Origin of the sequence: Picosynechococcus sp. PCC 73109, assembly GCF_001521855.1 — a bacterium.
Lineage (GTDB): Bacteria > Cyanobacteriota > Cyanobacteriia > Cyanobacteriales > MRBY01 > MRBY01.
In genome coordinates, this window is sequence record NZ_CP014003.1 from 78,628 (window position 1) to 101,377 (window position 22,750).

The window sequence follows — 22,750 nt, forward strand, 5'->3', positions numbered from 1 at the left end:
AGAATAAAAAAAATGACTGCCTTTGCCATGATTACCGCCGACAGTGACTACCTCCTCAACCAAGTAAGTCGCTGCGCCGCCACCCTCTACAACTGGCTTCTACGCAAACGTCCCGCCGGTACAACCTTTGAAGTAGACCTCGATACTTTCCGCCACTGGACTGGCAAATTCCGCAAGAAACCCTACTGTTCTAAGTGGATCCGCCAGGCCGTGACCGAACTCGCAGACATTGGTCTCGTCAATATTCAGCGCCAGTACAACAGCAAAATCTACAAACTCGCCGCTTATCGTCCCGGGAATAAAACTTCCCAAATCGAGAACAAAACTTCCCAGTTTGGGAATAAAACTTCCCAAAAACGCGCCTCAAACCCTGATGCTGCCGTACCTTCTTATATAGATACTAAAGATTCAACAGATCAGGCTTGTTCTGCTGTTCAATTAAAATTTTCTTTTTTGGATTCTCAGGCTACTGATGTACTGGAACAGAAAACTCAGTTTAGCCAAGAGGAAAATGTTAAAAACCATGAAGCTGGAAATGCAGTAACTGGTAAAACCCACAAGTTAGACCAAGAGAAAGAAAAAGCGGCGGGCCAAAGTGTAAAATCAACAAGAAATATCGATGGGGATGATGGTGGGCTGATATCTGGGGAACAAGTAATTAATCCACAGGAAGTGGCTGAAACTGTTACTGGAGACAAGATAGAGGCTGTTGGGTTTGCCAAGGAATTGAGGCGAAAAGAGAAAGAGAAAGAGAAAGATAAGCGACTTCCAGTTCAGGAAGCTGGGAACAGTACAACTCAGGCTATTGAGGAAAAGCAATCGCAGACGGAAGAAGCGGATAAAGCGGATGTGGTGGTGAATTCCCAAGCCAAGGCTCATTTGGAGCGGCTTGATGATCTAGGGATTGTGTTGAATCCTTCTCTGGTGCGGTTAGTGAAGACGACGGCGGCAGAAATTATTGAAGGGGCGATCGCCGCCTATCAGCGGTATCGGCGTGACCACTATGTGAAAAATCCAGCGGGCTTTTTTGTCTATGCAGTCAAGAATGCAGTGGCCAACAATCACACAAGCGAAAGGGCGAATTTCTTCTACTGGTTTGAGGCGATGAAGAAATTGGGGCGTTTGGGCTACTACGAAGAGGTGGATGGGGATTATTTGGTGCGGGATGGTATTCATCTGGTGTCCTGGCAGGTGCTAGTGGACCGGGGCTGGACTTGTGAGTATTTGCAGAAACGACTGCAGCGCTAAAGGCTCTAACATCAAGTGATTTGGCTTCGTAACTTACCCTAAAGACAGATCTCGATTTTCAACTGAAAATCGAGCTATGGAAAAAATCACAATGCATTCTCGATCAAAAACAATTAATCAAAAACGATGACCAAAGTCGCGATCGCCGCCGATTCTAAACTTGCCGCCAATATCGGCGCAGAGATTATCGCCCAGGGAGGTAACGCCATCGATGCCGCCCTCGCCGCCACATTAACTTCCATGTGTTGCGAATTGGGGGTCATGGCACCGGGCGGCAGTGGTTTCATCGCGATTTGGCCCCAGGATCGAGAACCCGTTGTCATTGATGCCTATGCAGCGATGCCTGGTAAAGATTTCCCTGGCGATCGCCCCTACCCAGAGTTACAAAAGACCTTGCTGAATTATGGTGGTGGCATTTATACCGGAATTGGTTATGGTGCGGTGGCAGTGCCAGGGATGTTCGCCGGGATTGCCAAAGCCTCAGCAGAATACGGCCAATTGTCTTGGGCAGAATTAATCACGCCCGTGGCCAAAGTGGTAGAGCAGGGCAGTCCCATTTCCCGTGTCTCAGGAATGTACTTAGAACAGGCCCATGCAGCGATTTTTGGGTGGCATCCCGAAAGTTATCAGCTTGTTCATCCAAACGGCAAAGATTATCTCAAGGCTGGTGAGATCGTCCGCTTACCGGGCCTCGCTAAAACTCTAAAGCTGATGGCTGATGAAGGCCCTGACTGTTTGTATCAAGGGACTTTAGCCCAGGAATTAGTCGCTGCAATGGAGCGATCGCATGGTGCCATTACCCAAGCTGACTTGGCAAGCTACGAAGCGATTATCAGAGAACCAATTCGGCTGAGCTATGGTGACTGGGAAATTGTCACTAACCCGGCCCCCGCAGTAGGTGGTGCTTGTTTAGCCGCTTTACTCCTCCTCCAGCAAACCCGCCAAAGTCTCGACCATAAAACCATTGCTGCGATCCAAGAGGCCGTTCTTAACTATCGTTTTGAACATCTCAATGTTGATCAAGATCGATGGCAAGCAGTCACGGATCTGCTACATTTTGCCCGGACAAATCAGCTCGATCATTACCGCAGTTCACCTTCTACGATCCATGTGTCCACGGTCGATGATCAAGGTTGTGCCTGTTCGCTGACGGCATCGGCGGGTTATGGTTCTGGGGCGGTGATTCCCGGTCGTAATTTTTGGTTAAATAATTCCCTGGGTGAATTGGAGTTGCATCGAGAACAGAGTGAACCCATTGCGTCAGGCACGAGATTAATTTCAAATATGGCCCCCACCATTGCACGTCACCGGAATGGATCTGTACTGTCGATTGGTTCCCCTGGTGCGTCGCGGATTACCACGGCGATCGCCCAGTCACTGACCAACTTTATAGTGCATGGCGATTCTCTCAGTGAGGCCATCCGACACCCACGACTCCATGTGGAAGCATTTGACGACCAATTGATGCTTGCCTACGAAGAAGATTTAAGGGCTGAGAATTTATTGAATCTGTCGATGCCGCTCCGGGAGTTTCCGCCGCTATCGATGTATTTTGGTGGCGTACAGGCCGCATTGTGGTCTAAAGAAGCGCAGCAATTACAGGCGATCGCCGATCCCCGACGGGAGGGCAGTGTCGCTTTTGCCTAAAGTTGTATCTGTGTTTATTTGAGGGAATTGCGATATTAATCAGTGCTGACGGGGGTTGTTTCTTTTTGGGCGGCGATCGCCAATCTTGCTCCTTCAATTTGCCGCAGTTCATCCATTACTTCAATCACGGATCCATGGCTAACTGCTTCATCGGCATTGATAATCACCAAGGTTTCTGGGTTTTCGACCATCAGATTCCGGACACTAGCCTGGAGTGTAGCGATTTCAACGGGTGCTTCGTTGAGAAAAATATCTCCCGCCGCATCTACGGTCACCGTAATTTCAGTGCTCGGTTGCTGTTGTGCTGTATTTGCCCCAGGTAGATTAACCGGTAAGCCCTCAGATTTCGTCAAATAGAGGGTCGAAATAATAAAATAGGCCAAAATTGAAAAGATAATATCAATCATCGGCACAATATTAATGCCTGCGGATTTTTGTTCTTCCTGGGGAATACGCATAGTGGTGAATTTTTAAAACAAAAGAATTAAGCTTAAATGGATGGCTTATACATAAAAAAATAGCTGCGCATCGTTTGATTGGCAGGCATTAGCGGTTCATGATCGCTTTTTCACTCTTTTCATAGAAGCGGCGATATAGTAATTCTAACTGGCCACCATATTCTTGGATAAAAGCTAGGTTACGTTGATATAATCCATTGAAAAGATTGGCAAAGAGCAGGGTGAAGATTGCCACAACCAGACCCATCACAGTCGAAACCAATGCTTCACTAATTCCACCAGTCACCCCAGCGGCATTGGTATTACCCACATCACCAATGTTGAGCGCCGAAAAAGATTGCATCAAACCGAGGATCGTTCCCAACAATCCCAGTAGGGGCGCAACAGCAATAATTGTGTCAAACACAGTATTAAACCGTTTTAGGGTCGGGATTTCGGCTTGGGTTGCACTTTCGAGGGCGAGACGAAACTCTTCACTGTTGGGATTTTCTAAATCAAGGGCTTCTAAAAAAATCCGGGCAATGGGTAGATCCGCGTTACGCTTCAAAAATTTCATCGCATTGAACTGATCTTGCCGATATAGACCGAGGGCATCCCGGACAACTTGACGCTGCCGACGATTAATCCGCCACCAAAAAACGGCTCGCTCAATAATGCAGGCTACACCGGCCAAAGAGAAGAGGAGCAAAGGATAAGCAACGATGCCACCGGCGGCAAAGAAATTTGTGATGTTCATAGTGCTATGGGTTGAAATGTGCGAGGGCGTTTAAGAAGCATTATCTGGCACTGCTGCCCAAATGACTATACCCTAACTCAAACTATTTTCAATAAATTTATCCTTGTATATCAGAAGAGTTAGCAAAAACAAAGCCTTTAATCTGAAATGGTAATTCCTGAAAATCCTTTCAGTCCCTAGTTTCAGTGGCTTTTATCCGATAAATGTGGCTCTGCGAAAATTTTAAATAAAATAGATTCTCGATAAAGAACTTGACAGTGGTTGAGATAATCTCTTAATCTTCCTGATCTAACGCAATTTTTTAGCAATAAGTGTGAGGGAAGTTTCTTGAAAGAGTTGACCTATAGTCTGGGGGTTGCTAGTGGGATGCTGGTTGTTCTGGCTCCGGCGGTAGTGGCCCAAACAGTAATTAGTAATATTCGGATTAACCCGACCTCCTTGGGTGTAGAAGTTTTTCTGGATAGTGATCAGGCGATCGCCCCTGAAGTGAATCAACGGCTGGAGGGCGATCGTCTCATCCTCGAAGTCGAAAATGCCCAGTTAACAGATGGTGCAATTTTGCCTGATTTTGCGCCCCAAGCTGGTCTAGAGACCATTGAAATTACGCAAATATCTGAAAATACCGTTGAAATTATTCTTGTGGGTGAAACAGCAGCGCCCTTTGTTGATGTACTGTCTCAACCCTCTGGTTTACTTGTACAGGTAACACCGGATGATTTTGTTGATAATTTGGAATTAATCGTTACGGCAACTCGGACGGAAGCAGAGGAAGCGGCGGTACCCCGGTCTGTGACAGTGATTTCCCAGGCAGAAATTGCCCGTCAAGCGGATCTCAACCGCGATCTTTCCAGCATTTTGGCAAAGTTAGTGCCGGGTCTCTCACCTTCGACAGAAACCACCAGTATTTTTGGGCAAAGCCTCCGGGGCCGTAATATTTCGGTCTTGGTTGATGGGATACCCCAGAGCACAAACCGTAATGCCCAACGGGATTTGCGCACCATAGATCCGGGCGTGATTGAGCGGATTGAAATTGTCCGTGGCCCCAGCGCGATCTATGGAGATGGTGCCACTGGTGGGATCATCAATATCATCACTAAGCAGGGAGCTGCCACCGGAGTAGAATCCCGCAGCACTATCGGCTTTGAATTTTCCACGACCAATCCGGAAGACAGTTTTGGTTACTCTCTCCAGCATTCTGTGTCTGGTACAGAGGACAAGTTTGACTATGTCGCGGATTTTGCGATTTTCAAGACAGGCGGTTTCTTTGATGCCGATGGCGATCGCATTCCGCCCGATCCGCTGGGTCAAGGGGGTTTAGCTGACCTCAGAAGCATCAATTTGTTTGGAAAATTGGGCTACAACATCGACGACAACCAACGGCTCCAATTCAGCTTTAATTACTTCTCCGATGACCAAGATTCTGACTTTGCCCTGAATCCATCTCCTAGTGGCGATAAGGCAGAAGCCAGACCTGGTCTTGTCTTGCCTGACCAACCCGGCACCGAAAATACATTGGTTAGTTTGGCCTACAGCAATGATGATCTCTTTGGCAGTCAGTTAAACAGTCAGCTTTACTATCGAGATTACTCCACCCGTTTCTATCCTTTCGATGATGATTTTGGCACCTTCGGGGGTGAAGTTTTGCAATCGGAAGTGGAGTCCGAAAAAATTGGTGGTCGTTTAGATATCAATACGCCCCTCGCGGCAGGCGATCGCCTCAGTTTACTTTGGGGTGTGGACTATTTTTACGAAGAATCTGCTCAACCTGCCGATCTCTTTGATGAACCTACCTTTGAAGCGAGTAATGGCCTAGTTTTTGAGCAAATTGGCACTGGTTTCCTTTCCCCACCCACAGAACAGAAAAACCTTGGTTTATTTGCCCAGTTAAATTGGAATGTGACCGATCAGTTAGTTCTCAATGGTGGGATTCGCCAAGAATTTATTGATGTCAGTGTGGATGATTTCACCACTCTAGCGGGCAATGATGTCACAGGGGGCGAACTGAACTACGATGCGACCCTCTTTAATGTGGGCGCTGTGTATGCTCTCAATGACAATGTAAATATTTTTGGGAACTTTGCCCAAGGCTTTTCCATTGCGGATGTGGCCCGTTCCCTACGGACTTCTCCGGGGGGCAGTGTGGAAAATCTACGGCCTGAAGCCCAACGGGTTGATAACTATGAGTTAGGGATTCGCGGCAACTGGGGTAATGTGCAAGCTTCCATTGCTGGCTTTTATAGCTACTCAGATCTCGGTACTACCTTTGATAGTGCGTTTACAACGATTCGTGATCCCCAGCGCATCTACGGTGTTGAGGCCGATCTACGTACTCAATTAAGTGAACAACTCGCCCTAGGGGGAACCTTTACTTACACCGATGGCGAGCGGGATGCCAATAACGATGGCGATTTTGAAAGTGGCTTACCTAGTTTCCAAATTCCCCCTGTTAAACTAACCGGTTTTGTGGAATATGAACCCGTTGAAGGTTGGGAAAATCGTCTGCAATTATTGTATTCAGCGGGCCGTGATCCCAAGGGTAATGGCTTTGGTTTGGGGGAAGTAGAAAGTTACTTAACTGCTGATTTTATCAGTAGCTATGACACTGGTGCTGGCAAGATTCAGCTCGGCGTTGAAAATCTCTTTAATGCTGAATATTTCCCCATCATTGCCCAGGTTTATGGGGGCAGAAATCAATTTGCTGGCAGAGGTCGCACCATCAGTTTAAGCTACAGTTTAGATTGGTAAAATCCAGGGCGATCGCCTATGAATTTCAGAAGTTAATTATGTCTTAGTTTGGGATGAAAAGGAGAATTTTATTTTTCCTTTTCATCCTATTTTTTTAAAATTAAAAAACCTTTAAAATTTATGCAATATCAAAAAAATAAACCTACGATTCGACCCCAGATCCTTGGCTTAATCTGCCTAGCAAGTATGAGTTTAATCGGCTGTTTTGCCACGACCCAAAATCCATCTCCCACAACGACCCCAGAGCCTGTTTCCCAAGTTCCTGACGAAGCAACCCGCACCATTGAACACGCCATGGGAACGACGGAAATTAGCGGCACTCCCGAACGAATCGTCGTGCTCACCAACGAAGGTACAGATATGTTGGTTGCCCTAGGGGTAACACCCGTCGGTACCGTCAAGTCCTGGCAAGGAGAGCCTTATTACGAGTATCTCAGTGCTGAATTAGAAGATGTACCCGTGATTGGTGACGAATTTCAGCCAAATTTAGAAAATATTGTCGCTTTAAAGCCAGATTTGATTATCGGCTCTAAAGTTCGGCAGGAGCAACTCTATGGCAAATTGCAGGCGATCGCCCCGACCGTTTTTTCCGAAACCCTGGGTGCCACCTGGAAAGAGAACTTCAAACTCTACGCCAAAGCCCTCAACCGGGAAGCCGAAGCCCAAACTTTACTTGAGCAATGGGATCAGCGGGTCGCCAACCTCAAAGAACAATTAGGTGATCAGCCGCCAACTGTTTCCCTCGTTCGGTTTATGCCAGGGACAGCGAGGATCTATTATGAACAATCTTTTCCGGGGCAAATTGTCGCTGAAGTGGGCTTACGACGGCCTGAAGTACAACAAAAAAATGACTTTGCCGCCGAGATAGGCCTAGAAAGTATCCAGGATCTCGAAGCCGACCATCTGTTTTATTTCACATTTAATGAGACCGAAAACCGAGGTGAAGACACCCAAAATCAATGGCAAGATCATCCCCTTTGGCAAAATCTTGCTGTGGTTGAAAACGGTAATGTTTACCAAGTTAATGATGGGGAATGGACAAGTTCTAGTGGTATTTTAGCGGCTCATCAAGTTCTCAATGATCTCGCGAAACACATTTTAGATGAAACACAAAATTAGTAATTATTTGAAGTGTGGCAACTAAAAAAGAGAGTATTTTTCAATACTCCCTGAAAAAAGAAATAATTTGCTATGCTAAATCATCCTGGGCAATCATTTGGATCAAGCGTGGCATCGTCGGATCAAACCCTCCTAAATCCCATGACAAAGGATCTTTTGGATCAACCAAACTCAATTTGTAGGGGGCCAGGGTCACATAAATGGCCTTGACGTTGGGGTTTACTTTGCGGCGATATTCCGCCAGTTTTTGGCAGGGTTGCGTGCCCGCCCAGGATTCACAATCTGTCCAGAAGCAAATTACATCGGCATGAAAGCGATGTTTAAGCGCCCATTTGTAGACAGAGGAAGCATCGGTGCCGCCAAAATTTTGATCACTCGTTTTTTGTAAGGCCGTGCGGAAACTATCGCTGGCGGTAATGCCTAGATCTTTAAACGCGGTAGAAAAGCCACGAATGGCATAATTTTTCTCGGCTTTTGCGGTGACCAGGGCCATGGTTGCGGCTATCTCGGCACAGGTTAAATGGACAGAACCCACAGAGTAATAGGACATCGACCCCGACACATCCACCGCATGGAGAAACGTTTTCCCGGTGGCAGGCACTGTTTCAAAGGACATCTCCAGGGCTTTTTCGAGGATGTCGATAATGCGGGGTACAGGTTCCCAGGTTTTTTTGCTGCGCCCCAATCGACCCCCAGATTGATAGGTTTTTAGGGCTTTGAGGATGTCAATGGGATGGATGCGACCTTTGCGCAAGCGTTGTTTATCGTTTAAAACCATCGCCACGTGCTTGAGGTTTTTCTGGCGGTTGACCCGCAATACCCCAATTTCGGTTAGGGAACCCAGGTTCCGTAACAGGGCACCAATGGGCATCTCTAGCATCAACAGTTTCCAGGTCTGCTCATCCATTTGACCGATGGGGGCGACCATTTCGTGGGTAAGGTGGCCTTGGGCGATCGCCTTTTTTGTTTGATCGGGGTTGCGCTTTAGCCATTCGTACCACCAAATTTGTTCAAGGGCAGTTGCAGGGGGCTGTTGCGGTAACTGCTCCCAACCGTTAACGACCCAGTTATACAAGGTTTGATGCTCGACACTTGGGGGTTTAACGTGGAATAAACGCAACGCATCCCGGTGGCTAAACCCGTACCGTTGTTGATACTTCAACAGTTGATAGGCCAAAGCTTGCACATCGTTCTGACTGAGCCAACCTTTACCGCACTCACGCACCACTTTTCCGAATCCCCGCAGGGCTTTGGTGTAGCTCAACCATTCATAGAAATGGCTCCCGGTGCGCACAACCTGGGGAAAGATTTCCATAAATGCCCGTTTCGCCGCTGGGGTTTCCCCCATGGATAACAGCGTTAACGCATATAAAGGGGCACTATTGTTGAGCGATCGCCCATCGCTCGCATAGAGAATTTCCTGGGCGACCCGGCCTGGATCCGCCACCACGCACTGCTGCACAACCTGGGTAAACTCACCCGTCAACTCATGTTTATCAGCATAAAAAGTATTTTGGGCGGTACCGATTAATAAACAGCGCCGCAACATGACCCAAATCCCCGGATCGAAGTGATAACCACCGGCTCGTCCAGGCACCATTTCTGTCGCTCGACCCGGAATTGGTTGCGATTGGGGCGTTTGGCCACGGGCTGTAAAAAATTGATATGACATGACAACTCCGTCCCTGACGGGATTACAACTTTAGATCAAAACCCCATGCGGGGAAGGGAGACGAGCCGGAATCGAACCCGCATCTCGGCGGACAAAAGGGAGATTCGTCCATAGCGATAACCTTTAGTCCTGCGGCCCCTAGGGGCAAATATTGCGCTCTACCATTGAGCTACCGTCTCCAGGTTTGCCATTCTCCTAAATGGGTGGACAGGGAAAGACTTGAACTTTCGACCCGATAATCTTGATGCAGCGACCCGTTGGGGTAAAAAAATTGCAGCAAGAATCTGCTCTACCAACTGAGCTACCTGCCCAAGTGATTTAGGAAAGGATCTTGGCGAACGGAGGAGGAATTGAACCTCCATCTCCCGCTTAACAGGCGATAACCCTAAATTCAGCGACCCCTACGGATAAATAAATGAATCAGGGAAGATTGGTGTTTTGCCATTAAACTATCCGTTCATTGCGTTGCTTTTAATGTATGGGCTACTACTCCCCTGATTCCAATGGGAGTTAAATCACCTGAAACGGTTACGATATCTGACTTTGGGATTAGGGGGGCTGATAAAAGTTATGGTCTCCCCCCAACTTTCTAACAATGCGATGCTTAATCGGCAGCGATCGATCGCCCAAACTTCGCTCAAAATTTTTGCCGATGCTGGAAGCGCAATCTGCACATTTAACCTCAAGGCAGGGATGAGTCTTAAATCAGGCAATAGTCATGGCCCTTGCAAGAAAACCCTAGAGACTTCTGCACTAACCACGATCCGGATGACTATGGGTCAAGAATATGACAAGAAATATATTTCTTCGCCGAGTTCCAGTAAGATGGATGTTAACTTTTGACACCATGGAGAAATGAAAAGAAAAATTCTCGACGGTCGTTATCGGATTTTGCAGAAATTGGGCCAGGGTGGTTTCGGGGATACATTTCTCGCTGAAGACTTGCATATGCCATCCCTAAGACGTTGTGTCATCAAACGTCTCAAACCCATAGCTAATGATCCCGTTGCCCATCAGCTCGTGCAGGATCGTTTTGAACGGGAAGCGGTGCTCCTCGAAAAATTAGGTGATGGCCATGGGCAAATACCTTGCTTATATGCGTATGTCGCGGGAGCAAAGGAGTTTTATCTCATTCAAGAATGGATTGAAGGGGTTACCCTACAGGATGCGCTGCAATACGAAGGCCCTTGGTCGAGTGCTGATGTCAAGAAATGGCTCTTGGAAATTTTGCCTGTCCTCGACTTTATCCATAGCCAAGGACTGGTACACCGAGATATCAAGCCAGACAATATCATTCTCCGCAAAGGCGATCGCCAACCCGTGTTGATTGATTTTGGTGCCGTCAAGGAGACCATGAACATGACAAAAGCTGGTTCAGACCAAAACAGCAAGTCAATTGTGATTGGTACGCCAGGTTTTATGGCCTCAGAACAAAGTATTGGTCGGCCTGTCTTCAGTAGCGATTTGTATAGTCTCGGTTTGACGGCGATTTATCTGTTGACCGGGAAGTTACCCGGTGAATTACCAAATGACCCCGTAACAGGCAAGATTCTCTGGCGTCTCTGGTTTCAGAGTAATAATGAAACTGACGAACATCTAGCCGCAGTTTTAGAACAGGCCATCCAACCCCAGGCCAAAGACCGTTTTAACGATGCCCAAGCGATGATTGCAGCTTTGCAAGCCGAGATTCCTGTTCCAACGCCATCGCCCATCGTTGTTCCTCCCACTCCTCAACCCCAAACAATTCACAATCCTACGGTTGCCGTGGCAGGCAGCAGTATGGCTATTGATAATAGTCAGATGCAGTTGCCTGCCAAGGGAATGGCTGATTGGCAGAAAGCACTGTTAACGGGAAGTGTAATCGGTGCTTTTTTATTAGGGGGGATTGTTCTTAGTACGCAATTGCTCAATCGTCCTAGTGGTGAAGAGATTATTTCACTGGGGAATGGTCAAGCTGAAACGAATTCTTCTGCTACGGATAGTTCAAGACAAGATGCAGAAACGCTGCCTCCTCTAGCTTATAAAGAGAGTTGCGGTGACTCGTTGGGTAATGCAAGCACTTGGTACCGGGTGGTTGGCGAGGCTACGGTATTAGAACGGGTTAAAAATAACTATTGTGGTGATGCTTTCTTGCGGGGTGATAATACAGTTCAGGTGGCCAGTTTTGCCTCACGGGATAAAACCCAAAGCTTTATTGATCAATTAACCCAAGAAACAGGTCAAACTTTTCGGATCGAGGAAGCCCAAAAATCATCACCGCAACCTGCTGCAATATCCCAGGGAGAAGCGGCAAATGTGGTAGTTGATTGGCTGAACTGTAAGCAGGATTTGTTTGATTATCCCTATAATCGCGGTTGTGGCACGCAGATTTTGACAGGCAAAGCCTTTAATGACAATATTCGCCGCAGTGATGGCCAACAGAGCTCGGTGGAATGGCTTGAAAGTAATGGGGCTTACTATGCCTTTGCGAATCAAGTATTAGAAGAAGTCAGAAACCTCCAAGTTGTGGATGGACAACAGGCGATCGCCGATGTGGTTGTTACGGAACAGCGAACACTCTATAACGCTAATGGCAATATTGATCGCAATGCTAGTGGCTACGATCAGCGATTAGTGCGCTATAACCTCCGTCGAGTCAATGGTGCCTGGAAAATTGCCGACTACAACACCCTTGAAGTCATTTGGCGTCGGTGAGGTTGACTCAACTCAGCTTCGTGATTTTTTTATTTAATTCTGTGGAGGTTCACCCGTTTGAATCAGCCTACTCCAAAATCATCTCAGCCAAAACGCCGTCCCAGATCCCAAATTTCCATGAGTCCCCAGCAGTTTGTGGCCCTGGTGGGTGGCATGGCGATCGCCATTGTTGTTGGTGGTATTTGGCTGATCCGAGCTTCTCTGGGGCCACCTCAACAAGCAATTGAGTCAACCCAGACTGCCGAAACTGAATCTCAAGAAAAGTTTCCTATTCCAGTTAATCCAGACTCAACTGATAATGAAGTAGCCATTGTTCCAGAAACCCTGTTAGTGCGACCAATTTGGAATGCTTGGTACAATGCCCAAGATCCACTGCCCAGTTACGCTTCTAGTGCCGACTTACAGGGCATTATCACAGAAATTCAAGGGCTAGCCCAGGCCGAAAATCTCCCCCTAGAAGCGATGTCTGTGGTGCTTGTGGATCTAAATCGTCAGGCGATCGCCAACTACCAACCTAATATTCTTCACTACCCTGCCAGTGTCCCTAAACTCTTTTGGCTCGTTGCGTTTTACGCGCAAGTTAAACAAGGTTTATTAAATTACGCTGACCATGCAGAGGATATTGCCCTCATGGTCGCGCAATCTGACAATAATGCCACCAGTCGAATTATTGATGCGATCACCCGCACGACCCAAACCCAAACCAGCGCAACTCCTGATAATTTCAACGCTTGGTATGCCCAACGCGAACAACTCAACAGCTTTTTTCGGGCTGCTGGCTATAGGGATTTAAATATCACCCAAAAAACCTATCCGATCACCGATGTAGAGATCATGGAACCCATCGGCTTTGATCGGCAAATGCGAGAAAATCCCGAAGATCCCACTAAACTAATTCGTAACCGTTTGAGTGCTTATCAAGCTGCTCGGTTAATGGCGGAAATCGCGCTTGGGGATGCTGTTTCACCTACTGCTAATCCAGAAATTTTGCGACTGTTAGAGCGAGATCTAAGCCAAGATTGGCAAAGTCCGAAGACCTATTTTAATCCGGTGCAGCATTTCTTTGGTGAAGGTCTTCCCCCAGACACAAAGCTTTATTCAAAGGCTGGTTGGACGAGTCAAGGCCGCCATGAGGTTGCTTATATTGAGAGTGTCGATGGTCAACAAAAGTACATTCTGAGCGTTTTTGCTGATCACCCTGCCTATTCAGAAAATGAAACTTTTTTCCCGGCGATCGCCCAACTTGTCCACTCGAAAATCAAGCCTTTTGCTAGCTCTACACCACAAACTGAGGCTCAGTCGAGGGTAGAGCCTACTAACTAACTACCTTCTGTTAGGTGACAATTGCCAGATTTAACTAACTTCCAAACACCATCTTTTTCTTCTTTGACTTCAGCGGGCTTAATCAAGTTTACAAGGGTACCTTGGCCATCATGCCTAAAAATATCTTTTCCCATATCGAGCCAATTTAACTGTCCGTAATAAGGAGAAAGAAAATCTGGCACCAAAAAACATTTTTTGTCAAATTTAATAATCATAAACTCTGCATCACGGTGGGTTTCTACTTGATCAAATTGGATAACTTCGTCTTTGTTAATTTGTGTACTTAACGTATGATGACTAATAGTAACGGGATAAGCACTATCAAAGAATGTCTGATTCTTTTCGTTAAAAGCTTCTACTAACATCTCAAATTCAGCGTTTTTACCAAAATATAAGCCTGATTCTTGAATGCGCCAGCTATGATCATCGATTTGTTGTACTTTAGCTGGTTTTTTTAATATTAGTTCTTCTCCGGAACCATATACTTTAAACATCTTGGTGCCTGAGTAGAGAGATTCTAAATCTTTGTAATGGGGAGACAAAAAATTAGGTACGACAAAATGCTCTTGGTTGACCTGCACGCTAATAAATGCGGCTTTTGAAAGACCTAAAACCTGCTTTAGGTCGGCTTTTGAGTTTTGTGTTCTCTCTTTTTTAGGGATTGGGGTAAGTAAAACCATGCCACGTTCTGTGAAGAAGGTTTCATCTTTATTACTAAAAGCGGTAACGACTGTGCGGGCGGAATAATTTTCGATGGAATGGTCAAAAATATTTTTGGGCTGCGCTGGTGGTTGAAATGATGTTTGGACAGAGATCTGGGTAAATATTTGAGATTGGGCTTCCTTAATGCCCGCAATAGAATCTTGTTGGCTAATAATAATAGAGCTTAATTCTCTATTTTTACTTTTTAAGGTCTGGAGTTCTCTTTCTAATTTTTGAATAGTCTGCTCTAAGTAATTTAGTTTTTGATTATTTTGTTTGAGGGCTGCATTTTCTGAGCTATTATTGGCAAGATATTGGGAAACTTTGTTTTGGACTATAGGAATATTAAACTTCTGTCTAAATTCGTCTTCGCTTAGGGAACAGTAATAAATTCCTTCAATTATGCCAATAATTGTTGGGATATAAGTCCAAAAAAATAAAAGATAAAGAACTCCGAGGAATACTTCTCCTAGATAAAATTTATGAATACCGAAGGAGCCTAATAAAATGGCGAGGAGTGCTGCTGAATTTCTGCGAACCATGATTATTTTTTAAATATTTTTTGTGGACTTAATTTATAAAAAGGAATGAAAAAGTCTCCTCAAAAATTAATAATGTCGAACATATCAATTAAGAATGTTGCCTACTAACTATGTACTTTTTATTAGGTTACAGTTGCCGGATTTAACTAGCGTCCAAATACCATCTTTTTTTTCTTTGACTTCAGCGGGTTTAATCAGAGTTACTAAGTCACCTTGACCACTATACTGAAAAATTTCTTCACTCATAGTTAACCAATTCAATTGACTGTAGTATGGCGAAAGAAAGTCAGGTATAAGAAAATAGCATAGTTCGATTTTCAAGACTATAAATTCGGCGTCACGGTGATTTTCTACTTGTTGGAATTGTATTTTATGATTTCTATTGGTCTGAGTTTGAAGTGACTCCTGACTAATGGCAACAGGAAACATTATTTGTTTTTGGAAAAAAGTATTATCTTGTTCATTAAAAGCTTCTGTTAAAATTTCAATATCAGCGTCCTCACCAACATAAACTCCTGCTTCTTCAAGCTGCCATGTATTGTCGTCGGTTTTTTGAACTTTAGCTGGCTCTTTAAGTGTCAGATCTTCTCCATATCCATAGACTTTAAATATAGCTGTTCCAGATTGTTTTATTACTAGATCTTTTTCGTAATTATTGTTATTGAAAACTTTAGTGCCCGTGTAAACTGTTTCTAATTGATCATAACGAGAAAGCATAAAATTAGGAACTAATAAATAATCTTGATTTATCTGAATGGCAATAAATATAGCTTTGGGTAATTCTTTAATCTGAATAAATTCTGTTTTTTGCGTGTTTTTCTCTTGGGGTTTAGGGATTAATAAAATTAGTTCTTTTTCCTTAAAAAAAGATTCATCTTTAGTAAGAAATGCTGCAATTATTTCACTGAAAGTTTCTTCTTTATTATGATTTTTTGAGTCATCTTCAGAAGTTATGGAAGACTGTGACAAATTGTGAGAATTACTTAGAGTGATTTGTTTTTCATGTTGTTTAACTTTACTTTCTAAGCTTTGGTTACGCAAATCTAGATTTAATAAATTGTCTTTTAGATCATTTATTTCCTTAGATAAATTTTTGTAGAGTGTATGGTTTTTTTGATTTTCTTTCTCGATTAAAAGTTTTAATTCTTCATGACCCATAAAAGCAACAATTAATACTCCAAAAGCAAGAACAAAAGCAAAAATAGAAATTAAAATGAGAAATAACTGGGAACCAAGATTTCTAGGATTAGTTTGAGATATGCTTGTACTTGAATTTTCTATAGGTGTAGAACCATCTTCGGAATTAGACTCAATTAGAGGTGTCGGTGTACTTGCATTGGGATCTACTGCGGGGGCAGGCTCAGTTTGAGATGTAATCGCATTGGGATTTTGTTCTTGTCTAGAACTTTCGCCACATGAAATGGTGCTAAGTAAAAGTAATAAAGTGAGTATAAAATTCAGGCTTTTCATTATGGTTTGAAATTCAGGAGCTAGACAGTTTCCCAAGATTAAATTTACTAAGTTAACTGCAATCGTACAGATTCTATTAGATTCCAGATGCCATTTCCGCTTTGGGAGTATTGAACTATGCCAGGTTTAATCAGTTCGATAGTTTGTCCGTGACCTTGGTAATCAAAAATATCGTTATTCTCAGATAACCATTGATCTAGATTTGCATAGTATGGACTAAAGAAATTAGGCAGTAGTAAATATTCAGAGTTGACATTGACGGCTAAACAAAGAGCATCTCTAGGGTTATCAATATCAATAAATTTTACGATCCTTCTCGCTCCTGCACTAGTCTCACCACCAACAGTACTTTCGTCTAAGGCCAAATAATAGGTATTTTGCCGGAAAAAATCTGTATCTTGGGTATTGAAAGCTGTAATGACCTCTTGATACGGATCTCGCTGTACAACTGGAGCAGGTTGTGGATAAACAGGATAGTCTGAATAGCTAATTTTGTCTCTAGCTGAATATTGCTGTTCTTTTTGAAATATTGGTGACGGAAAAGAATTTTGAGAATTGTTTTCAGAAATTTGTTTTTCAAGTTGCTTGAATTGTTTCCCTAAACTTTGGGTCTGAAAAGTTAAATTTTGTACATTTCGATTTAGCTCATTAATTGTTTCAGATGAACGCTTACGAAAATCACGACTTTTCTTTTTTTCTGCGTCAATCCAAGATTTCAATTGTGTGTATCCCCAAAAGCCTCCAATTGACAGTAATAAAATGACAAATAAACTGATAATATTACTCAGTGAAAAATCAGTTTCATTTTCTTTGTCAGAACCTTCTGAACTATTGGGAACGAGTGATTTTCCGAATGATTCTACCGAGATCTTAGTTTCATTTTGCGTTTTACATGAAACAATATTTCCTGTAATAAGTAGAAGAATTAGTAACCATCTAAACTTTTTCACCTTCATTTTTATTTGCCTCCGTTATTACGAGCCCAACGACTAGCCAGAATATCCATAAAGCAGCGTAACTGCAAGAGGAACGTAGACTCCAGCTCAAAATCTTCTTTCTTACCGAGTTTTTTCTGACAAGTATCTTTCACAACTTGCTGGAGCACTTCTTTTAGATCTTCTGGAATGACTTGATCTCCTTGAATTTGCATCCCAGGCAAAGCTTGGATACTACCAATTCTCTCCTGAGTAATGATTTGATTGAAATTTTGGATATACCGTTCCAGTTCTTGGGTACTGATAACATTAAAACTGGTGATTTTTTCCCATGTTTCAGGAAGATCAAGAACATCAAGAGCAGCAAATTCTTTTCCGTTAACTTCGCAGATTTCACCGACAAGAGGATTGCTTTGTTCAACACGTTGGAGTGTACTTTCTTGGGGAATAATCAAACCCTCACATACCTCTGATTTTGGATGGACTGTTCGTTGGATCGGTTCACTTTTGGGATTAGGCTTAAGCTCAGAAGATCTTTCCATGACCCCTAATAGAACTTTATTAATTTCAGAGCTGCTATTGTATTCCCCAGTAGGTGTTAACCAATCCAAGAAACGAGAACCGTTGCCCCCAACAAAAACAGTAGCCGTACAATCATTTTTATCTTGGGAGGCGTATTTTTGAACTAGCCCTAAATAGTGGTATAGTCCGCCGATGGCAAAAACGAGTAGAGTGCGGAATTCCTTGTTTTTCTGCTTACTTGCATTGACCGCATAGCCCCCTTCAAGAATTTTGCGGCCATTACCACGCAGGTAGTTATCAAGGGCAGAATTGAAATTATTACCCTTAAGAACCTCCTGTAAACTCTTGGCGTCACGCTCAGAAAGACCAAACACATCACCAATGGCATTCAGGTTTAGCTTGAGTAAACGGTGATAAATATCTCGACCTGCATAGGCAACCGAAGTTTGATAAATGACTTGACTATCGCGGAAAATTGCAATGTCTGAGGTTCCACCACCAATATCAACACAAATAGTATTTAAAAGATTATCTTCTACCCCTGCACAAACATTCCGGTAATATTCTGCAAAAGCAATACTCTCAGTTCGATGAATATTTTCGTCATATAAGTGGCGTTGATATGTAATTTGTTCCATATCTCGTAATGTCCGCTTCCAGGTCGCAAAGTACATTTGCTCTTCATGGGGAGAGAAGGCAGAAGGATAAGAAACGACCCAAGTAACACTCGTTACTCCCTCAAGGGCTGCTTGGGCTGCAACCAGTCGCTGGAGGTGTCGTAGGAACGGATCTTGGAAACGGATTTGATCCCACTTGATGTTGCTTTTAACGTGTTCAACATTAAAGTCAAACTTATCCAAACGGGGGACGAAAATTCGAGCTTCCTTGAGGGGTTCAGGAATGGCAGTGCTAGAAGATTCTGTCCAACCTATCGTTGTCAACAAGGTCGCCATGGGTAGTCGTTCCCGCTCGTCCTTGATAAAGGTTTCCGGCACAAACATTTCTCGGTAGGCCCGATCTCGAATTGATAGGGGCGCTTCGGTAATCGAGAGCATTTGGGTTTGGAGATCCAGCCATTGGGGCTCACCATTGCCGCGACGGACAGCCAGATTAGTAAAGGATGTCCCAAAGTCAACGCCGACTGTCCATTCTCTCGTTTCTCCCAATTGGACTCGGGGAATTCTCAGGGGCAGTACTCCCAGAGGACGACCATCAGCATTTACCGCTTCAAGAATATTGGGGTGCTGGGGACATTCCCAATATTGATAACGGGCCTGTTGTCCCATATTGCGGAAGAAGGACGTCGCTCCCACCGTTGGTGGCGCTAGGGAAAATGCTGTTTCGACATTTTCTGAAGCATCTGTAAAAACAAAGAACTGCTTCCAAGTGCCGACGGGAACATTGGGCCACATCCCAACTACGGGGATCGCTCCTGATAGGCTATTTTCTGGCTTAAGGGGGAATTCTTTGGAAACTTCGTAAAATATGGGTTTACTACCATGGCCAGATAAAGGCACTTTGAGTGAAACTCTTACTCTACGGTCAGACCCTTGGCCGATTAAGCTAAGACTGGTTACTTTCTCAAGATCGGGACTCGCAAAATAATGTTTTAGTAGTGGGTTGAGCGGCAGTAAAAGTGTTTTTGCGCCTCGTACCCGATTGGTTTGCGCATCGATACTGTCATAAACATTTAATTTATCGGTGATCCAAGTCCCTGGGAGCAGTTTATCTCCTTCGATGTAGAACAATTCATCGAGGAAAAAATCTTCAGGTTTTAGGAAATAGGCATCGTCGCGCCCATGGGTGACTGGATTAAAGATCTGCAGGGAAATTGTGCCATAGACAATAATTTCACCGGGGCGATGGCCTAATTTAGCGGGGAGACGTTCTTGATCAATGAGGTAAATGGGTCGCTCTGGAGAAAAACCTACTGACGGCAAGATTTGTACATTGGAACGGGGTGCACTCCCTTCTTCTGCGAGCTTCATCGGTGCGAGATATTTCAGAGGAGCGGGTTCCAATAAAATGCCGAAGCCATCTTCATTTTGATTGATTTCGATTGGTGACAGTTGGCCACCACCAAGGTCGTTGGCAAAATCTTGGAGTTCTTGAATTAGGGAGTTGATGAGCTCTCGATTGCCACTGTCCCAAACATTATTCAGTTCATTACAGAGATTTTTGAGCCATTCGATCACCACATAACGCTCACGGCTGCTGAGGGACTGGGTAGGATCTGTAAAGCGATTGCCCTTAATCCAGTGAATTTGTTGTCCTAGGGTATTATCAACATGGGGCGCTGGTGTAACGAGGGTTGCGGGGCTAGTCATCCCCAGCACATGGTCATTGCAATAAAAAACATAGGGTTTCAACCAGGGGTCTGCTTGACCAAAAGACCGACTTAAAACGCTCTGATTGGCATCGGGTTTGAGAGTGATGAGTGCCCTACTGAGTTTTGTCTGTCGTAGCTCCTCTTTTGCCAGGTTAATCTCTTGGGCTCTGATTGAGAGGTTTAGGTATTCTGATAGGGCCAAAGCCGCTAAGAAGCCCCGATATTGACGCAGTAAGCCTGCTCGAGCCTTATATTTTCGATCTGAGATTGCCGCCATAAATTGGAGGGGTCGAGCCCAGGGACTCGGAATGGAATGAATATCAGCATCGTCACTGGCTTCAAAATCAAGATCATCGGCCAAGTTTTTAATTTGGCTGAGGTTAACAGAATTAAATTTACCGGGTTCAACGGCGGGAATAGAGGTGCGGTCAGAAAGGAGGGCAGGGAGGCAGGGATGGGTACTTTCGGTCGTCATGGTAAATATCGGAAAAAAGAGTTAAAGAATTCAAGAAAAAAATTTGGGAAAAAAGACTAATTGATTAGGCATTCTTGAAAAGGGTGTGAACAAGACCAACAACACCATGTTCCTGAATGTCAGTGTTATCAAGGTCTGCTAGGGTGTTTTTGATAGTATCAACGCAATCTTGCCGTTCTTGCTCTGGGCTAACGGCTTGATCGGTGACCAGCTTACTGAGTTTGTCTTTGTAGGTTTTTTCTTGGGCATTGGCCTTGACATCATTTAGATTGAACAGGCGATCGCCCCGGTGGTGGGATTTAGAAAGTTGCTTTGCCCACAGAAGAAAAGCATCGGCCCAAATATCGAAAGCTTTAAGGGACTGAATTTGGTCATCATCGGCAACAGTAGGTAAAAAATCACCACTTGTTTTCTTATTATTTGTGCTGGTCTTAATACTATTCGTGTCAAAAAAGCGCGGGAACCAAGGGGCACCAATGGCAAATTGTTTCGGGCCAATTCGACTGGCGGCCTGAAGCTCAAGGGAAAAATTATGCATCCACATATAGGCAACCCGCACGGCTCCCCCTAGATTTTTTTTCAGACTAGAACCGTCCGGAAAATCTTCCCAAATTAAATGGTCTTGGTTGCGGCGACAGATGTAGTGGACCCGGGTATCGTCAGCGGAAGGAGTACTTAAGGCATCTTGACGACGTTTCATAATATCTTTAATTGCTAGGGCAGCATATAGTTCCACGAAGTGAGCATCATTTTTTTGCTCCTCGCCCCCTGTTTTTGAACCATAGGTTGTAGAGGCACTATTGCCAATGATGTAAATATCCTTAAAAATCTTTTCGTGTTGGCTTTGTTGGTACAAAAACTTGAGTGCGGCCTGGGTGTTAAGGCTAAAGAAACGTTTCTCTGCAAAAACTTTTTCTTCCTCAGGGGGCTTCTCAAAATCAAAATAGGGCAGCAGGATGGATGTATTGATTTCAATGCCAATCCCCGTATCATTACGGAGGCGATCGCCGATTAATTTCGCCAAGCTTGGTACACCAGAAGCCCCAGTTCCCCCAAAAATACTGCCAAAGAGATGAATAAACGTCCCTGTCGCTCCCTCTGAATTTTGGACATCATTGAGCATTCGTTCAAGGGGAGTCTGTTGTCTACGAGAACCGCCATCGATACCGAGAGTCCCTAAAATTGCTGAACCGACAGGCGGGCGACCCCGGAAACCCACATCAAAATCCATTACCCGCTCGTTGGGGCCATAAAGCACTTCAAATAAACCCCGGAGTGGATCATTAAGACGCAGTTCTAACATTTGCTCAAAAGAACTACCAACAGATTGCTCCAGGGGATTCCAAACCCCCCAATCTTTGATTTGTTCCGCCATAAAACGGGAAGAACGTTTTTGAAAATGCCGATAGCAATTGATCGTTTTTGTAATGTTTTGTTGGGTACGGGTTAAATTTCCATTGGTTGGGTCTGCATCGATCAATAAAATATTAAGTTCACAGTTTTCTCCGTAGGCACCGATGGCGTGTAAAAAAGTGACCGCCTCAATACATTTAGCACCACTACCACCAACACCAATCGCATAGATTTTTGACATGATTTTTTAACCTCCGTAAAATTTTCTGAGTTTGATTGCTAGGGGGGGAATATTTCTTAGGGAGCGTGGTGTAGCAAGGGCTGAAGGCAACCAAAAGATCAAGAGGGTATCCAGCAAAAGACAGCCTGGGTACCATAACCAGAACTCTATGTATCGGCCTTCATCGAGCCAGTCCAAAAAGTAAGAAGTGCCAAAAAAGATGAGTAGACAAGCAAAAAAATGAAATAGAGCGGATAGCCACCAAGTGAAGCGTTTGGCAAGAACTAATTCAGCGCGGATGAATTGTTTGTTATAGGCTTTAAATATCCAAAAACCTAGTAATAAAAATCCTAAGACTAAGCTAATAATATTATTGAGCCAAAAAATATCAGCAAGCCAATCGTCAATTTCAGTATTCGTTACGCTTAGGGGTAATATCGGCTGGTAGAAAAGATAGTATTTTCCTAGTAAGCTCCAAACCAAGGCGATCGCCACAGCGATAACTAAAGCAAACCAGCTTTTTAAGGATTTTCCAGACATACAATTTAAGTACCTTTTAC

The 22,750-nt window shown here is 44.3% G+C and carries 16 protein-coding genes and 3 tRNA genes; 7 read left to right on the plus strand and 12 right to left on the minus strand.

Annotation, left to right across the window (positions count from 1 at the left end; translation table 11 throughout):
* Positions 1 to 12: 12 nt before the first annotated feature.
* Both AWQ23_RS15255 and AWQ23_RS15260 read left to right on the plus strand, forming a co-directional pair.
* Positions 13 to 1,248: a hypothetical protein gene (locus AWQ23_RS15255; protein ID WP_062437037.1), complete on the plus strand. Its 1,236-nt coding sequence runs from the start codon at positions 13 to 15 to the stop codon at positions 1,246 to 1,248.
* Between the two features lie 126 nt (positions 1,249 to 1,374).
* Complete coding sequence (locus AWQ23_RS15260; RefSeq protein ID WP_062437039.1) at positions 1,375 to 2,895, plus strand: gamma-glutamyltransferase; 1,521 nt, start codon at positions 1,375 to 1,377, stop codon at positions 2,893 to 2,895.
* Between the two features lie 35 nt (positions 2,896 to 2,930).
* On the opposite strand, the gene AWQ23_RS15265 is transcribed toward AWQ23_RS15260, so the two are convergent.
* Together AWQ23_RS15265 and AWQ23_RS15270 are read right to left on the minus strand one after the other, a co-directional pair.
* Positions 2,931 to 3,353, minus strand: a complete 423-nt coding sequence (locus tag AWQ23_RS15265) for a biopolymer transporter ExbD (protein ID WP_062437041.1) — start codon at positions 3,351 to 3,353, stop codon at positions 2,931 to 2,933.
* Between the two features lie 88 nt (positions 3,354 to 3,441).
* Complete coding sequence (locus AWQ23_RS15270; RefSeq protein ID WP_062437043.1) at positions 3,442 to 4,089, minus strand: MotA/TolQ/ExbB proton channel family protein; 648 nt, start codon at positions 4,087 to 4,089, stop codon at positions 3,442 to 3,444.
* A gap of 327 nt (positions 4,090 to 4,416) precedes the next feature.
* On the opposite strand from AWQ23_RS15270, the gene AWQ23_RS15275 reads away from it, so the two are divergent.
* The gene (locus AWQ23_RS15275) at positions 4,417 to 6,834 is read left to right on the plus strand and encodes a TonB-dependent siderophore receptor (protein ID WP_062437045.1); all 2,418 of its coding nucleotides are present in this window, start codon (positions 4,417 to 4,419) and stop codon (positions 6,832 to 6,834) included.
* 120 nt (positions 6,835 to 6,954) lie between these two features.
* Positions 6,955 to 7,953 (plus strand): ABC transporter substrate-binding protein, encoded by a 999-nt coding sequence (locus tag AWQ23_RS15280; RefSeq protein WP_062437047.1) that lies wholly within the window; start codon positions 6,955 to 6,957, stop codon positions 7,951 to 7,953.
* A 70-nt stretch (positions 7,954 to 8,023) separates the two neighbouring features.
* Here AWQ23_RS15280 and AWQ23_RS15285 read toward each other — a convergent pair whose 3' ends face one another.
* The 4 genes from AWQ23_RS15285 to AWQ23_RS16100 all read right to left on the minus strand — a co-directional run bounded on the left by AWQ23_RS15285 (position 8,024) and on the right by AWQ23_RS16100 (position 10,084).
* Entirely contained in the window at positions 8,024 to 9,625 is a 1,602-nt protein-coding gene (locus tag AWQ23_RS15285) for a TROVE domain-containing protein (RefSeq protein ID WP_062437049.1), read from the minus strand.
* A gap of 56 nt (positions 9,626 to 9,681) precedes the next feature.
* Positions 9,682 to 9,804: transfer RNA gene (locus AWQ23_RS16090), tRNA-OTHER, on the minus strand.
* 25 nt (positions 9,805 to 9,829) lie between these two features.
* Positions 9,830 to 9,936 (minus strand) — tRNA-OTHER (locus tag AWQ23_RS16095).
* Between the two features lie 21 nt (positions 9,937 to 9,957).
* A tRNA-OTHER gene (locus tag AWQ23_RS16100) sits at positions 9,958 to 10,084 on the minus strand.
* A 111-nt stretch (positions 10,085 to 10,195) separates the two neighbouring features.
* Between AWQ23_RS16100 and AWQ23_RS15290 the strand changes: the two genes are divergently transcribed.
* The 3 genes from AWQ23_RS15290 to AWQ23_RS15300 all read left to right on the plus strand — a co-directional run bounded on the left by AWQ23_RS15290 (position 10,196) and on the right by AWQ23_RS15300 (position 13,642).
* A complete protein-coding gene (locus AWQ23_RS15290) occupies positions 10,196 to 10,468 on the plus strand; it encodes a hypothetical protein (protein WP_062437050.1) in 273 nt (90 codons plus the stop codon).
* Between the two features lie 12 nt (positions 10,469 to 10,480).
* Positions 10,481 to 12,319, plus strand: coding sequence for a protein kinase domain-containing protein (locus tag AWQ23_RS16265; protein ID WP_062437051.1), 1,839 nt, complete (start codon positions 10,481 to 10,483; stop codon positions 12,317 to 12,319).
* 117 nt (positions 12,320 to 12,436) lie between these two features.
* Positions 12,437 to 13,642: a serine hydrolase gene (locus AWQ23_RS15300; protein WP_062437053.1), complete on the plus strand. Its 1,206-nt coding sequence runs from the start codon at positions 12,437 to 12,439 to the stop codon at positions 13,640 to 13,642.
* On the opposite strand, the gene AWQ23_RS15825 is transcribed toward AWQ23_RS15300, so the two are convergent.
* The 6 genes from AWQ23_RS15825 to AWQ23_RS15330 all read right to left on the minus strand — a co-directional run bounded on the left by AWQ23_RS15825 (position 13,639) and on the right by AWQ23_RS15330 (position 22,730).
* Positions 13,639 to 14,886: a TM2 domain-containing protein gene (locus AWQ23_RS15825; protein WP_071884974.1), complete on the minus strand. Its 1,248-nt coding sequence runs from the start codon at positions 14,884 to 14,886 to the stop codon at positions 13,639 to 13,641. The two genes, AWQ23_RS15300 and AWQ23_RS15825, sit on opposite strands and share 4 nt — an antisense overlap.
* 108 nt (positions 14,887 to 14,994) lie before the next feature.
* Entirely contained in the window at positions 14,995 to 16,356 is a 1,362-nt protein-coding gene (locus AWQ23_RS15310) for a hypothetical protein (protein WP_062437055.1), read from the minus strand.
* A gap of 47 nt (positions 16,357 to 16,403) precedes the next feature.
* Positions 16,404 to 17,312, minus strand: a complete 909-nt coding sequence (locus tag AWQ23_RS15315; protein ID WP_062437057.1) for a hypothetical protein — start codon at positions 17,310 to 17,312, stop codon at positions 16,404 to 16,406.
* A 2-nt stretch (positions 17,313 to 17,314) separates the two neighbouring features.
* On the minus strand, positions 17,315 to 20,617 hold the full coding sequence (locus tag AWQ23_RS15320; RefSeq protein WP_062437058.1) for a hypothetical protein: 3,303 nt from the start codon (positions 20,615 to 20,617) through the stop codon (positions 17,315 to 17,317).
* A gap of 64 nt (positions 20,618 to 20,681) precedes the next feature.
* A complete protein-coding gene (locus tag AWQ23_RS15325; RefSeq protein WP_062437060.1) occupies positions 20,682 to 22,211 on the minus strand; it encodes a hypothetical protein in 1,530 nt (509 codons plus the stop codon).
* Positions 22,212 to 22,217: 6 nt separating this feature from the next.
* Positions 22,218 to 22,730 (minus strand): hypothetical protein, encoded by a 513-nt coding sequence (locus tag AWQ23_RS15330; protein ID WP_062437061.1) that lies wholly within the window; start codon positions 22,728 to 22,730, stop codon positions 22,218 to 22,220.
* Positions 22,731 to 22,750 lie beyond the last annotated feature (20 nt).